The following is a 14,180-nucleotide window of genomic DNA, read 5'->3' on the forward strand; positions in this document are numbered from 1 at the left end:
GCAATCCTGCCCCATGACCGTCCATGGGCGGTTTCGAAAGGCCCTGTGCTATTTCGAAACCGGGTCTGGCCAATCGATTCAACTGGCCTTACGCATGATCCCGAAAGCCGCGGCCTTCGGAAGGCACCATGCGCAAATTCAAACTTTCAGAGCGTCCCTCTGCGCGTCCAGGTGACACACGGCGCCCTGTTCCTTGATCGGAGCGTCGGATAAATCCGATGCTCCAATGCGCGACCGGCGGGCTCTCGAAAGAGCCCGCCGGTCAATTCGTCAACGGCGCAGACCGAGCTTCTCGATCAGCGTCTGATAGCGCGCGTCATCCTTGCGCTTGAGATAGTCAAGCAGGCTGCGGCGCTGGGAGACGAGAGCAAGCAGACCACGGCGGGAATGATTATCCTTCTTGTGGTCCTTGAAATGGTCGGTCAGGTTCTTGATGCGCTCGGAAAGGATGGCCACCTGGACTTCCGGAGACCCGGTATCGCCCTTGGCGGTTGCGAATTCACCCATCAATTCTTTTTTGCGCTCGGCAGTAATCGACATCGTGTTTTTCCTTTATCTGTTTGAGGAAACGGGACGCCCTCAGCCGGGATGTCGTCCAGCAGGGGCCGGTACAAGCAACGTGTCATTGCACGATGCTGCGGCGCATATAGTGCAATTCAGGCAAAAACACCAGCCCAATTCACAAGCCGGCTTTTTGATGCCCAAACGAAGATTTCCCTTCGGCTATAACCACTTCTTCCATCTGAAGAAAGCGATAAGCCCGAGCGCGATAAGCGCCATGAACACGAGCGCCGCCGGGTAGCCGTACTGGGCCTTCAATTCAGGCATGTTCCACGGCGAGCTTTCGGGATCGAAATTCATGCCCCAGACGCCGACGAGAAAGGTGAGCGGGATGAAAATTGCCGAAACGATCGTCAGGACGCTGATGACGTCGCTGGTGCGCGCCTGACTCAGCGACAGGTGCATTTCGATCAGGCCGGTCAGCATGTCGCGCTGGGTTTCGACCAGTTCGATGAGCCTGAGCGAGTGATCGAGCGTGTCGTTCAGGAAGACCTTGGTTTCGGCCTTCACATAAGGCACATCGTTGCGGATCAGCGTCGCCAGCGCATCGCGCATCGGCCAAAGCACTCCCTTCAGCACATTGGCGTCGCGCCGCAACTCGTGAAGCCGCCGCATCTGGTGCTTGTCCGCCGCGCGCAGCATCTGGTCCTCGATGCTGTCGACCAATTCGCCGGCAGTCTCGATCGGCGGGAAATAGCTGTCGACGATGGCGTCGATCAGCGCATAGGCGAGATAGTCTGCGCCGCGTGCGCGCAACCGATTGGGCATCGAGCTTTCGATGCGCTTGCGCACGGGATCGAACGGATCGCCTTCGCGCTCCTGGAAGGTGACGACGAAGTTCTTGCCGAAGAAGACGGCGATTTGCTCGTAACGATGCGCGGTGACGTCGTCGATCATCCTGACGACGACAAAGGCATGGTCCTCGAAGAAGTCCACCTTCGGCCGCTGGCCGGTGTTGACGACGTCTTCAAGCGCCAGCGGGTGTAGGCTGAAAATCCGGCCGATCTCCTCGATTAGCGGGATATTGGCGAGGCCGGTGCAATCGAGCCAGATGACCGGCCACGTGTCGCAATTGGCTTTGACGTCGTCGATGCTGGCATCGTCGATTGTCTCGAATTTGTCGGGCGACATCAGTGTCAGTCGCAGTTCGCTACGCCGCGCGGCCGGGTCGGCGATGAGCGTGCCCGGCGATGCGCCGACCGGCGGCCGCCGTGCTGTCACCGGCGCCCGCTTCTTGATCGTCTCGGCCTTTGCCATGTGCCCCTCGGATGTTTAAGTCTCGTCGAGATTAGACGAGGGGGCTCACCCGGCAAAGACCCGCTTCGGCTTGAACATGCCTTGCTCGATGGCGCCGATGGCGACGAGTTTGCCGCGTGCCGTGGCGCAGGCTTCCTCGGCTTCCACCGGCGCGTCGCGGCCACGAATGATAACCGGATTGCCGAGCCGGATTTTTGTTGCCGCGTCGTCGCTGATCGCGATCTGCGGCAGGCAGTCGAGCGCGGCTGATGTATCGACCAGAAGCGCATCGATGGCGTCGAAATCGACCGGCAGATCGGGAGCGTCAGATGCGTCATCGGCCGTATCCGGATCCTCGTCGCCCCGTTCGCCAAAGCGGGCGGCTTCCAGCTCGGCGATGGTGACGAAGTCTTCCTGCGTGAACGGCTCGACCTCGATCCGGCGCAGTTCGGCGATGTGGCCGAAACAGCCGAGGTCGCGGCCCATGTCGCGGGCCAGCGAGCGCACATAGGTGCCCTTGCCGCATTCGACCTCGAAAATGGTGCGATCGGCATTGTGCTCTATTAGGTCGAGACGGCCAATCTCGACTTCCCGCGCCGGGATGTCGACCGTCGCGCCGTCGCGGGCAAGGTCATAGGCACGCTCGCCTGCGATCTTGATGGCGGAAAACTGCGGCGGCGTCTGCATGATGACGCCGGTATATTTCGGCATCAGCAAAAGCACATCGGCTTCTGCCGGACGCTGGTCGGAGCTTTTCGTCACCGGCCCTTCGAGGTCATCGGTCGAACGCTCCTCACCCCAGGCGACCGTGAAGCGGTAGACCTTGGCGCCATCCTGGACATAGGGCACGGTCTTGGTCGCTTCGCCGAGCGCGATCGGCAACATGCCGGAAGCGAGCGGATCGAGCGTGCCGGCATGACCGGCCTTTTCCGCCTGGAACAGCCATTTGATCTTGGAGACGGCTTCGGTCGAACCCATGCCGACGGGCTTGTCCAGCACCAGCCAGCCGGAGATCGGCCGGCCCTTCTTCTTGCTGCGACGCGCCACTATTTTTCGTCCTTGTCGTTGTCTTTATTCTGGTCGTCAATCTGGGCATCTGGGCCGAGATCACGCGCCACTTCTGGCGAGTGCAGCAATTCGTTGATCTTCTGGAAATTGTCGTAGCTGGTGTCGAGCCGGAAGCGGAATTCCGGCATGTACTTCATCTGCCGAAGCGCGCCGGAGACGCGGCCGCGCACGAATTTCGCATGCTTGTTGAGCGCCTCGACCACCGCATCGGGATCACTTGCGCCGAGCGGCGAGACAAAGGCGGTGGCGATCTTCAGATCGGGCGACATGCGCACTTCGGAGACCGAAACCACGGCGTTCTCGATCAGCGGATCAATGATCTCGCCGCGCTGCAAGGTTTCCGACAGTGCATGGCGCACCTGCTCGCCGACGCGCAGCATGCGCTGGGATGGGCCTGACGTGGTTGAACGGGGCATTTTTCTCTATCCTGAAATCGTGAAGCGCGGGATGGGACCGCGCCGCATGTCTCATATGGTTTGGGCGGCGGTCTTTCGACCACCGCCCGGTCTCAGTAGATGTTCGAACTCAAGATGCTCGAACTCAGAGCGTCCTGGTCACCATCTCGACGCGGAAGCACTCGATGACGTCGCCGACGCGCATGTCTTCGTAGTTCTGGAAGGCCATGCCGCATTCCTGGCCGCCCGGAACTTCCGCAACTTCGTCCTTGAAGCGCTTCAGGGTCTTCAGCGTGCCTTCGTGGATGACGACGTTGTCGCGGATCAGGCGAACGCCCGCGCCGCGCTCGACCTTGCCTTCGGTGACACGGCAGCCGGCGATCTTGCCGACCTTGGTGATATCGAAGATCTCGAGGATCTCGGCATTACCGATGAAGGTCTCGCGACGCTCCGGCGAAAGCAGGCCGGAGAGCGCAGCCTTCACGTCATCCACGAGGTTGTAGATGATCGAGTAGTAACGGATCTCGATGCCAGCCGCCGCGGCAGCCGCGCGCGCCTGCACATTGGCGCGAACGTTGAAGCCGATGATTGCGGCACCCGAGGTTTCCGCCAACGACACATCGCTTTCGGTGATGCCGCCAGCACCCGCATGGACGATACGCGCACGAACCTCATCGGTGCCGAGCTTGTCCAGCGCCGCGTTGATCGCCTCGATCGAGCCCTGCACGTCGCCCTTGATGACCAGCGGGAATTCCTTCAGCCCGCTCGTCTGCAGTTGCGACATCATCTGTTCGAGCGAGCCACGCTGGCCAGCATGCTTGGCCACCGCCTTCTCGCGCGCCAGACGCTGGCGGTATTCGGTGATCTCGCGGGCGCGGGCCTCGTTGTTGACCACGGCGAAGCGGTCGCCAGCCTGCGGGGTTCCCTGCAGACCGAGCACTTCCACCGGCATCGCCGGCGGCGCTTCCTTGATCTGAGCGCCACGGTCGTTGACCAGCGCACGCACCCGGCCCCATTCGTTGCCGGCAACTAGGATGTCGCCGGGCATCAGTGTGCCGGTCTGGACCAGCACCGTGGCGACCGGACCGCGGCCCTTGTCGAGTTGGGCTTCGATGACGACGCCCTCGGCGGTGCGGTCCGGATTTGCCTTCAGGTCGAGGATTTCGGCCTGCAGCAGGATCGCTTCGAGCAGCTTGTCGAGATTGGTGCCCTTGGTCGCCGACACTTCGACGTCCAGCACCTCGCCGCCCATCGATTCGACGAAGACTTCGTGGCGCAGCAGTTCCGAGCGCACCTTCTGCGGGTCGGCGTCATGCTTGTCGATCTTGTTGATCGCCACGATGATCGGAACGCCGGCCGCCTTGGCGTGGCTGATCGATTCGATCGTCTGCGGCATCACGCTGTCGTCAGCCGCCACCACGAGGATGGCGATGTCCGTCGCCTGGGCGCCGCGGGCGCGCATCGCCGTGAAGGCGGCGTGGCCGGGCGTGTCGATGAAGGTGATCTTGTGACCATTCTTCTCGACCTGGTAGGCGCCGATATGCTGGGTGATGCCGCCGGCCTCGCCGGACACGACATTGGCATTGCGGATGGCATCGAGCAGCGACGTCTTGCCGTGGTCGACATGGCCCATGATGGTCACCACCGGCGGACGCGGCTCGAGATCTTCGGGACGATCGGCGATGTTGAACAGGCCTTCCTCGATGTCGGACTCGGCGACGCGGCGAACCGTGTGGCCGAATTCGGTGGCGACCAGCTCGGCCGTATCGGCGTCGATGACGTCGCCCGGCTTGAGGATTTGGCCCTGTTTCATAAAGAACTTGACCACATCGACGGCGCGCTCGGACATGCGCTGCGCCAGTTCCTGGATGGTGATGGTTTCGGGCAGTATCACTTCGCGCATGACTTTCTCGCGCGGTTCGTTATGCAGCGCGCGCTTGAATTTCTCCTGGCGCCGACGCATCGACGACAGCGAACGTGCACGCGCATCCTCATCGGAAAGTGCGGCATTCAGCGTCAGCTTGCCGCGGCGGCGATCTTCTTCGCCCTTGGTCGGCTTGGCCGGCCGCGCCACTTCGGGCGTGACCGGACGGCGCACCGGGGCACCGGCGCCGGTCCGCTTCGGCTTGATGTCCTCGTCGTCGGCTGTCGCCAGTTCGGCGGCCAGCGGCGCGCGGCGGCGCGCCTCTTCTTCGGCCCGCCGGCGGGACTCGGCTTCGGCCTGCAGCCGGGCTTCTTCCTCGGCTTGGCGGCGCGCGGATTCCTCGCGCTCGCGACGGCGGCGCTCTTCATCCTCAGCGCGGCGCTTGGCCTCGTCGATGGCGCGCTGGCGATCCTCAACGTCGCGCACCTTCGAACCCTCCAGGGCCCTGCGGCGCGCCTCCATTTCATTGCGCGACAATTCGTTCAGCACCATGCCGCCGCGTTCGACAGGCGGCGGAGGCGGCGGCGCCTTGGGCGCTTCCTGCACGACAGGCGCTGCCGCAACCGGCGGCTTCGGCGTGAAGACGGACACAGGGGCAGCGGCCGGCTCCGGCTTGTCGCCGGGCAGCGAGAACTTGCGCTTCTTGGTCTCGACCACGACCGCCTTGGTACGGCCATGCGAGAAGCTCTGGCGCACGGTGCCCTGTTCCATACCGGGGCGCTTCAGCGTCAAGGTCTTCTTCGGCGTCACACTCAACGTCTTGTCGTCGCCCGATTTCGTATCGCTCATTCCATATCCTCTGCGGCATCATCTTCGTCAGCAACGGCCGCAAGCATTGCCAGATCGTCCGGGGAACCGCCCCGATACCGGTCGAGCGCAACCATGCGCTTCTGGACCGCCCTGCCCGCGTCTCCCGCGAGAACGGCAGCATGTATCACATTTGTACCCCCCAATGCCAAGCTCAACTCGGCCTCGGAGAAAAGTTTGTAGGCAAGGATGGCGGGGCCACCAAGGTGGACGGTTGCCCGTCGCGCCTGGCTGATCTTGCGGACGCCGTCATCTGACGCCTCGGTCGCATGCAACACGAAAAGCGCCAGCCCACCACGCACCGCGCTCTCGACCTTGGTGGCGCCGAGCGCGATCGCGCCTGCCTTGCGGGCAAGACCGAGCATGCCCAGAGCGGATCTGGAAAGCAGCCCGTCGACCATGCCGCCGAGATCGGTCGGTACGGTCACCTGCGCCTTGAAGGCGCGGGCGAACAGGTTTTTCGCTGCCGCCTTGTCGATATGTAGGCGGTCGGCAGTCACCCAGCAACCGCGGCCGGGCAGGTTTTTCTTGATATCCGGAACGACGGCCGAATCGGGGCCGACGACGAAACGGATCAGTTCATCCGGTTCGGCCTGCCTGCGCGTAACGATGCAAGTGCGATCGTTCATCTCGTCCAAGGGCGGGTTGTGTGCGATGCGGTTTCACCTCACGCACCAACGGCTTCGTCAGCCGGCACGTCTTCGGCTGCTAGCTCGTCTTCGGTGATCCAGCCGGCCTTGAGGCGGGCGGCCAGAACCATCTGCTCGGCATCGGCGCGCGACACACCGTGGCTGGCGAGCACACCGGGAAACACCTTCGTCTCGCCGTCCTTGCGTTCCTTCCAGCCGGTCAGGTCGTCAGCCGCATAACCGGCGAAATCCTCGATCGTCTTCACGCCGTCCTCGCCGAGCGTCACCATCATGGCGGTGGTCACGCCGGGAATCTCACGCAGCTCGTCCTCGACGCCCAGCGCCTTGCGCTTCTCGTCATGCTCGGCTTCGATCTTCTCCAGGTACTCGCGGGCGCGGGCCTGGATTTCCGAGGCGGTGTCCTCGTCGAAGCCGTCGATCGACGCGATCTCGTCGGCATCGACATAGGCGACTTCCTCGACGCTGGTGAAGCCCTCGGAGGCGAGCACCTGGCCGACCATCTCGTCGACGTTGAGCGCATCCATGAACAGCGCCGAGCGCTCGACGAACTCCTTCTGGCGGCGCTCGCTCTCTTCCTGCTCGGTCAGGATGTCGATATCCCAGCCGGTGAGCTGCGAGGCAAGCCGGACGTTCTGGCCGCGGCGGCCGATAGCCAGCGACAGCTGGTCGTCCGGCACCACGACCTCGATGCGTTCGGCGTCCTCGTCGAGCACGACCTTGGCGACTTCCGCCGGCTGCAGCGCATTGACGATGAAGGAAGCGGCCGAAGGCGACCACGGAATGATGTCGATCTTCTCGCCCTGCAATTCGCCGACCACCGCCTGAACGCGGCTGCCGCGCATGCCGACGCAGGCGCCGACCGGATCGATGGAACTGTCACGCGAGATGACGGCGATCTTGGCGCGCGAACCCGGATCGCGGGCGACCGACTTGATCTCGATGATGCCGTCGTAGATTTCCGGCACTTCCATGGTGAACAGCTTCGCCATGAACTGCGGATGGGTGCGCGACAGGAATATCTGCGGGCCGCGCTGCTCGCGGCGCACGTCATAGACATAGGCGCGGACGCGATCGCCATATTTGTAGTTCTCGCGCGGGATCAGCTCGTCGCGGCGGATGATCGCCTCGCCGCGGCCGAGATCAACGATGACGTTGCCATATTCGACGCGCTTGACGGTGCCGTTGACGATCTCGCCGATGCGGTCCTTGTACTCGTCATACTGGCGGTCACGCTCGGCCTCGCGCACCTTCTGCACGATGACCTGCTTGGCCGACTGGGCAGCGATGCGGCCGAAATCCATGGGCGGCAGCTGTTCGGCAATGAAGTCGCCGAGCTGCGCGTCGGGATTGCGCTCGCGCGCCGAGGAAATGGCGATCTGCGTCGCGTAGTCGTCGACCTTCTCGACCACTTCCATCAGCCGTTGCAGCTTCATCTCGCCGGTGTTCGGATTGATGTCGGCACGGATATTGGTTTCCTGGCCATAGCGCGAGCGCGCAGCCTTTTGGATCGCATCGGCCATGGCGGCGATGACGATCGACTTGTCGATCGACTTTTCACGCGCGACCGCGTCGGCGATCTGCAGCAGTTCAAGCCTGTTGGCGCTTACAACCATCTTTTTTCTCCCGAGCTTGTTGCCGAGCCCTTAGCGCCCCGGCAGCCCAATCACATTTCCTGTTCGGTTTCATCTTCCGCGCCCGCTTCCCCGCCCTCTGGCGTGTCTTCGGGTTCGCCGCGGCGCTTCTTGGCTTCCTTGCGGGCCCTGTTGTCCTTCGACAGTGCATCGCGAATAAGGTCGTCGGTCAGGATCAGCCGCGCTTCTGCAATCGCATCATAGGGCACGCGCACCGTCGGCTCCTCGCCATAGGCCGCCTTGTCGCGCTCGATCAGCACGCCGTCTGCGTCGCTCTCGGCGATCTTGCCCTTGAAGCGCTTGCGGTCGGCGACAAGGACCGAGGTTTCCATCTTCACCAGATGGCCCGTCCAGGTTGCAAAATCCGATTTGCGAACCAGCGGCCGGTCGATACCCGGCGACGACACTTCAAGATGATACGCCTTTTCGATCGGATCATCGACATCGAGCGCCGGCGACACTGCCCGGCTGACCTCTTCGCAATCCTCGACGGTCATGGTGCCGTCCTCGCGTTCGGCCATGATCTGCAGCGTCAGCCCGTTCTGGCCCGTCAGATGTACCCTGACGAGGCGGAAGCCGATGGCACGCAGCACCGGCTGCACGATCAGCGCGATGCGCGCATCGATGCCGCTTTCGCGGATGATGCGGTCGTCGCTGTCGGTTTCCGTTGCAGTCATTCGATTCCTGTCGTGTCATTGGTGGTCGGAAGGTAATAAAAAAGAGCGGGACCGGGTGGACCCACTCTTCGCCATACCGACCAAGAATTTGAAGCTGATATAGACGATCGCTGCGGTCGTTTCAAGTCCGCATGCAGGGCAGGACGAAAGTGCCGGAGGCGACAGCCTTGCACAGGACGCATGGCGGCCATGCGGCAACGCCCCTGTGACATCAGGCAATACGCGCTTATCTATGTTGCGCTGCACAAATTCAATCACGCATTGCAGCAGGCGAAAGGGCATATCATGACCAACCGCAAGGTTTTCTCGGCCATCGGCGATTTCTTCACTGTGTTCGGCAGCGCCGTCGCCGCTTCGCACGCCGTCGAAGCCGGCCGCAAGCCGCGCGCGCACGATCTGCGCAATCTCGGCGTTGATCCGGCTGCCTTCGACAAGATCGGCCGCTTCTAAGACCAGTGACGCGGGGCGAGGACATCCTGGTCCTCGTTGACGGCGAAGCGCGCAATGCGCGCTGACTAGCGCAACATCCCTATCTTCGAACGAAGGTGAGATAGGCCGGCCGCCGGCCTTGGCGAATGGCCTTCGCCTCGTAGCGCGTGCCCGGCCAGCCCTCATAGGGCCGATGCCAATCGGCTGCCTCTTCGGCCTGCCACGCAAAGGCACCATGTGCCCGACAGTGCCGCAACGTCCAGTTCACATAGCTATCGATATCGGACGCAAAGCGGAATTTTCCGCCTGACTTCAGGACGCGCGCGAAACGGTCGAGATTGACCGGACTGACGAAACGGCGCTTCCAGTGTTTCTTCTTCGGCCAGGGATCGGGATAGAGCAGGTCGATGCCATCGAGCGAGGCTTGCGGGAGCCAGTCGAGCAGGCGCGTGGCATCGTCGTCATAGACCCGAAGATTGGCAAGCGGCCGTTCGCTGACCGCCATCATCATCTTGGCCATGCCATTGACGAAAGGCTCGACGCCGACAAAACCGGTCTCAGGAGCTGTCGTCGCCCGATGCAGCAGGTGCTCGCCGCCACCGAAACCAATTTCGAGATGAATGGCGCAGACATCGGCTTCGAACAGGCTGCGCAGTTCGGCCGGCGGTCCGGCCGTCAGATCGAGCCGGTAGGTGCCGAAGCCGTTTTCCAGCGCCGCCGCCTGCTGCGGACGGATGGTCTTGCCGCGCCGGCGACCGAAAAATGCTTCGGTCGCACGGCTTGGCCGGTCTTTCCGATCCATGTCTTCCGGATCTATGGACGCCGCGGCTAGGCCGCGACTGCTTCGGTGGGCGCTTCGGCGAGTGCGTCCTTGAGCGCCTTGGCGAGATCGGTCTTTTCCCAGGAGAAGGACCCGTCGCGGCCGGCCTTGCGGCCGAAATGGCCATAAGACGACGTCTTGGCATAAATCGGCTTGTTGAGATCAAGGTGACGGCGAATGCCGGACGGCGACAGGTCCATCACGGTGCGCAGCGCTTGCTCGAGCTTTGCCTCATCGACCTTGCCGGTGCCGTGCAGGTCGACATAGACCGACAGCGGCTGAGCGACGCCAATGGCGTAGGAAAGCTGGATGGTGCAGCGATCGGCGAGCTTCGCCGCCACCACGTTCTTGGCGAGATAGCGCGCCGCATAGGCTGCGGAACGATCGACCTTGGTGGTGTCCTTGCCGGAAAAAGCACCGCCGCCATGGGGCGCAGCACCGCCGTAAGTGTCGACGATGATCTTGCGGCCGGTCAGCCCGGCGTCGCCGTCGGGTCCGCCGATGACGAACTTGCCCGTCGGGTTGATGTACCAATTGCAGCTGTCGGCGATCTTCAGTTCGCCCAGCGCCTCGCGGATATAGGGTTCGACGACGTTGCGGACCTTCTTCGAATCCCAGCTGGCTTCGAGATGCTGGGTGGACAGCACGATTTGCGTCACTTCCGCCGCCTTGCCGTCGACATAGCGGACGGTGACCTGGCTCTTGGCGTCCGGCCCGAGCCGGCCGGCATCGCCATTGCCCTCATGGCGCGCGGCGGCCAGCAGTTCGAGGATCTTGTGGCTGTAGTAGATCGGCGCCGGCATCAGATCTGGTGTCTCGCGGCAGGCATAGCCGAACATGATGCCCTGGTCGCCGGCCCCTTCTTCGCCTTGCCGGTCGGAGGCATTGTCGACGCCCTGACCGATATCCGGCGACTGGCCGTGCAGCAGAACCTCGATCTTTGCCGTCTTCCAGTGGAAACCGGCCTGTTCATAGCCGATCTCGCGGATTGCCTTGCGAGCGGCCGACTTGAACTTCGCCGGGTTGACGAGCGGATGACCGGCCGCATCCATCAGGATGTTGCCGGCTTTGTCCTTCTTGAGCAGCGTCTCGGGGACGCGCACCTCGCCGGCGATGACGACGCGATTCGTGGTCGCCAGCGTTTCGCAGGCGACGCGAACCTTCCAGGGATCCATGCCGGTCTTTCTTGCCTCGCGATAGACCAGATCGACGATCTCGTCGGAGATACGATCACAGACTTTGTCGGGATGACCCTCGGCAACGGATTCCGAGGTGAATAGATAATTTTGCCGCGTCACGGGTGTCCCCTCTTGAAAAAATATCGGCACGCTGCCGATTGGCGCGCCACGTGTTAGCTGTGCCGGGCGGCGCTCGTCAAGCGGCGCGACCATTCTGGCATCAAAATCGCGCTATTATCTTGTCCCGCTGTAACCGGCGGCGGGATGCCGCCAACGAGCTTAGTTCCAGCACGTCGATGAAAAGGAACTTTGAGTGTGGGGTGTCGAGCAAAATCGATTCCATCTGCGGCCTGCCTGCCGGATCTAAAATTCCTTGACATGCGAGATCGCGAGAAATTTTGCGAGCCCGCGAAGACGGGTTCACCATTTTCCGGCTTTAAACGACCCGCCAAATCGATCGGCTCAGATCAACCTGCCCTGTCAATCGACTTCGTCGGCGGAAAGGGCCTTCACAAGCTCAATGATCTTGCGGCGTATCTTCACGTCGGCGATTTTGACGAAGGCCCGGTTGAGTTGGAGACCTTCAGGACTGCCGCAGAATTCGACGGCAAAAGCCATTGACGTGTCTTCGGCAAATCCGCGGTTGCCCACCGCTTCCTGGCCCGGCGCATCCTCGAAAAAGAAAGCGACAGGCACGCCGAGTATCGAGGCGATTGCCTGCAAACGGCTAGCGCCTACGCGATTGGTCCCCTTCTCGTATTTCTGTATCTGCTGAAACGTTATGCCGAGGTTCTCGCCCAGCTTCTCCTGACTCATTCCCAACATGTTGCGGCGAAGTCTGATGCGACTCCCAACATGGATGTCGATAGGATTCGGCTTCTTCTTGTTCTCTTCTGTCATTTTTTCCTCGCCGAATTTTTCCGGCTTTGTGTTTTTTTCTGCCCAAACAAAGCCGGCGGCCAGTGCCCCAACACAACGACGTACCGACTTCGAGAAATTTTAGGCCGTTACAGTATGAGTTTCTAATGTGTCGACTGTCAATTCACCCGTAGCCTTTGCCTTACATTCGAGGTGAAGGCAGCCAAGGCAAACAGCAACATGATCAGCAGTCCGTTAATGCGTCTTTGGCTGGAAGAAACGACGGCTTGATTGGAAATCGGCACATCGACATCGATGGCTCCGCGTGCGTCGATCGCCAGCGCATCAAGGATCTGCCCGCGCGGATCAACTACAGCGGAGATGCCGTTATTGGCTGCGCGCAACAAGGGCACCCCGTTCTCCACCGCACGAATCTGCGCCTGCCTGAAATGCTGGTATGGACCCGGCGTGTCACCGAACCACGCGTCGTTCGTGACATTCACAATAAGCTCAGCTGACGTAGCGTCAACCGCTACCAGATCGGGAAAGATGACTTCGTAGCAAATGAATGGAAGCGCGCGGATGCCGCCGGGCAGCGCGATGGGGTGCCGCTCATTGCCCGCAGCGTAAGTCATCGGCCCGGCGACGAGCTGTTTGAGCCCGAGGCGGCCAAGCAGGTCGGCAAAAGGCAGATATTCGCCAAAGGGCACCAGATGGACCTTGTCGACGGCGTCTGTGATTTCACCCTTGTCGTCGATCGCCACCACCGAATTGTAGTACCGCCTGTCGGCGTTCGCCGCCGAGCCGCCCTCTTCCCGGACAACGCCGGCGATCAGCATTTGGCCGTCGCCAAGCATTTCTCCCAGCGCGGCCAGCGCATCGGGACGTTGGGCGAAAAAAAACGGCACTGAAGTTTCCGGCCACAGGATCAATTGCGGCTTGTCATGGCCAGCCTCAGGCGACTTGGCCGAAAGCCCCATCAGCGTGGCGAAGATCCGGTCGGGCACCGAAGCGTCCCATTTCTCGCTGAGATCGACGGCCGGCTGCACGATGCGGACGTCGATTGCGCCCGTTGCGGGCTCGACCTTGGCAGCAAGCCTGATAAGGCCGAAGCCGACATGGACGGCGACGAGAGCGATAAGCAGCGCTGCCCCCAGGCGGACATGCCGGCGCGCCGCAAGAAGAGCCGGCAATGCAAAGACGAAGACCGCCAGCGCGTTCATCCCGATCATGCCGGTCACCGACACGCTCTGCATGAGCAAAGGCACCGGCATCGCCGCGTAGCCGACGGCATTCCAGGGAAAGCCGGTGAACAGAAAGTCGCGCAGCCATTCCGCCAGGCCAAAGCCGAAGGCAAGGGCAGCGATGCGGCCTATGTCGTTGCTCCACAGCAGCCGGGCAACCGCGGTCGCGAAGCCGTAGAAAAAGGCGAGCGCCAGCGGAATTCCGACGACGGCGAAGGGAAGTGCCCAGGCGAAACTGTCGGCCTCGACCAGAAGCGCCGAGCCGATCCACCACAGGCCGGCGAGAAAATAACCGAAGCCGAACCACCAGCCGATGGCGAAGGCCGGCCGCAGACGCCGGAACCAGCCGTCGGAGGCTTCGCCGGTCGCGCCGTCGAGGAGCCAGACCAGCAGCGGGAACGAAACGAAACAGACGGCGAAGAAATCGTAAGGCGCCTGGGCAAGAACCGCCAACGCCCCGGCAAGAAACGCCACAAGCGCACGGCGCCAGCCCCACAGCAGAATTATCCGGCCGGCCAGGCGCTTCATCGATGCTTCCGAGTCGTGCGAATCACGGCGCAAGATTTATCAGGCCGCAGTCCGCGCTCCAAACTGCCAGCGATTCAGCCGGCGTGCCGGATTGAATTTCGGCGCACGATCCCGAACGGAAGCCCGTTTGCAGCGAAACTGGTTGCGCAAGGGGCGAGTTCGCATATTCTGCTT

13 protein-coding genes are annotated in these 14,180 nt (G+C 62.2%); 1 reads left to right on the plus strand and 12 read right to left on the minus strand.

Going from position 1 to position 14,180, the window contains the following annotated elements:
• Positions 1 to 270: 270 nt before the first annotated feature.
• The 8 genes from rpsO to rimP form a co-directional block, all read right to left on the minus strand.
• On the minus strand, positions 271 to 540 hold the full coding sequence (gene rpsO, locus ABID19_RS06815) for a 30S ribosomal protein S15 (protein ID WP_006337962.1): 270 nt from the start codon (positions 538 to 540) through the stop codon (positions 271 to 273).
• Between the two features lie 183 nt (positions 541 to 723).
• Complete coding sequence (corA, locus tag ABID19_RS06820; RefSeq protein WP_354489053.1) at positions 724 to 1,818, minus strand: magnesium/cobalt transporter CorA; 1,095 nt, start codon at positions 1,816 to 1,818, stop codon at positions 724 to 726.
• Positions 1,819 to 1,863: 45 nt separating this feature from the next.
• Entirely contained in the window at positions 1,864 to 2,844 is a 981-nt protein-coding gene (gene truB, locus ABID19_RS06825; RefSeq protein ID WP_354489055.1) for a tRNA pseudouridine(55) synthase TruB, read from the minus strand.
• On the minus strand, positions 2,844 to 3,281 hold the full coding sequence (gene rbfA, locus ABID19_RS06830; RefSeq protein ID WP_354489057.1) for a 30S ribosome-binding factor RbfA: 438 nt from the start codon (positions 3,279 to 3,281) through the stop codon (positions 2,844 to 2,846). The genes truB and rbfA overlap by 1 nt, the downstream gene beginning before the upstream one ends.
• A 124-nt stretch (positions 3,282 to 3,405) precedes the next feature.
• Positions 3,406 to 5,973, minus strand: coding sequence for a translation initiation factor IF-2 (infB, locus tag ABID19_RS06835; RefSeq protein ID WP_354489059.1), 2,568 nt, complete (start codon positions 5,971 to 5,973; stop codon positions 3,406 to 3,408).
• A complete protein-coding gene (locus tag ABID19_RS06840) occupies positions 5,970 to 6,620 on the minus strand; it encodes an RNA-binding protein (RefSeq protein ID WP_354489061.1) in 651 nt (216 codons plus the stop codon). The genes infB and ABID19_RS06840 overlap by 4 nt, the downstream gene beginning before the upstream one ends.
• Before the next feature lie 38 nt (positions 6,621 to 6,658).
• Positions 6,659 to 8,254, minus strand: coding sequence for a transcription termination factor NusA (gene nusA / locus ABID19_RS06845; RefSeq protein ID WP_128243336.1), 1,596 nt, complete (start codon positions 8,252 to 8,254; stop codon positions 6,659 to 6,661).
• A 50-nt stretch (positions 8,255 to 8,304) separates the two neighbouring features.
• Entirely contained in the window at positions 8,305 to 8,949 is a 645-nt protein-coding gene (rimP, locus tag ABID19_RS06850) for a ribosome maturation factor RimP (RefSeq protein WP_354489062.1), read from the minus strand.
• A 189-nt stretch (positions 8,950 to 9,138) separates the two neighbouring features.
• Here rimP and ABID19_RS06855 point away from each other — a divergent pair, with 189 nt between their 5' ends.
• Entirely contained in the window at positions 9,139 to 9,399 is a 261-nt protein-coding gene (locus ABID19_RS06855) for a hypothetical protein (protein WP_354489516.1), read from the plus strand.
• Between the two features lie 79 nt (positions 9,400 to 9,478).
• Here the strand turns inward: ABID19_RS06855 and trmB are convergent, their stop codons facing one another.
• The 4 genes from trmB to lnt all read right to left on the minus strand — a co-directional run bounded on the left by trmB (position 9,479) and on the right by lnt (position 14,006).
• Positions 9,479 to 10,180, minus strand: a complete 702-nt coding sequence (trmB, locus tag ABID19_RS06860; protein ID WP_354489064.1) for a tRNA (guanine(46)-N(7))-methyltransferase TrmB — start codon at positions 10,178 to 10,180, stop codon at positions 9,479 to 9,481.
• 26 nt (positions 10,181 to 10,206) lie between these two features.
• A complete protein-coding gene (metK, locus tag ABID19_RS06865) occupies positions 10,207 to 11,496 on the minus strand; it encodes a methionine adenosyltransferase (protein WP_354489066.1) in 1,290 nt (429 codons plus the stop codon).
• A 360-nt stretch (positions 11,497 to 11,856) separates the two neighbouring features.
• Positions 11,857 to 12,276 carry a helix-turn-helix domain-containing protein gene (locus tag ABID19_RS06870; protein WP_352934465.1) on the minus strand — a complete coding sequence of 140 codons (420 nt, stop codon included), beginning with the start codon at positions 12,274 to 12,276 and terminating at the stop codon, positions 11,857 to 11,859.
• 137 nt (positions 12,277 to 12,413) lie between these two features.
• Complete coding sequence (gene lnt / locus ABID19_RS06875; protein WP_354489068.1) at positions 12,414 to 14,006, minus strand: apolipoprotein N-acyltransferase; 1,593 nt, start codon at positions 14,004 to 14,006, stop codon at positions 12,414 to 12,416.
• Positions 14,007 to 14,180: the final 174 nt, after the last annotated feature.

Origin of the sequence: Mesorhizobium robiniae, from assembly GCF_040545535.1 — a bacterium.
In the GTDB taxonomy this organism is placed as follows: Bacteria; Pseudomonadota; Alphaproteobacteria; order Rhizobiales; family Rhizobiaceae; genus Mesorhizobium; species Mesorhizobium robiniae.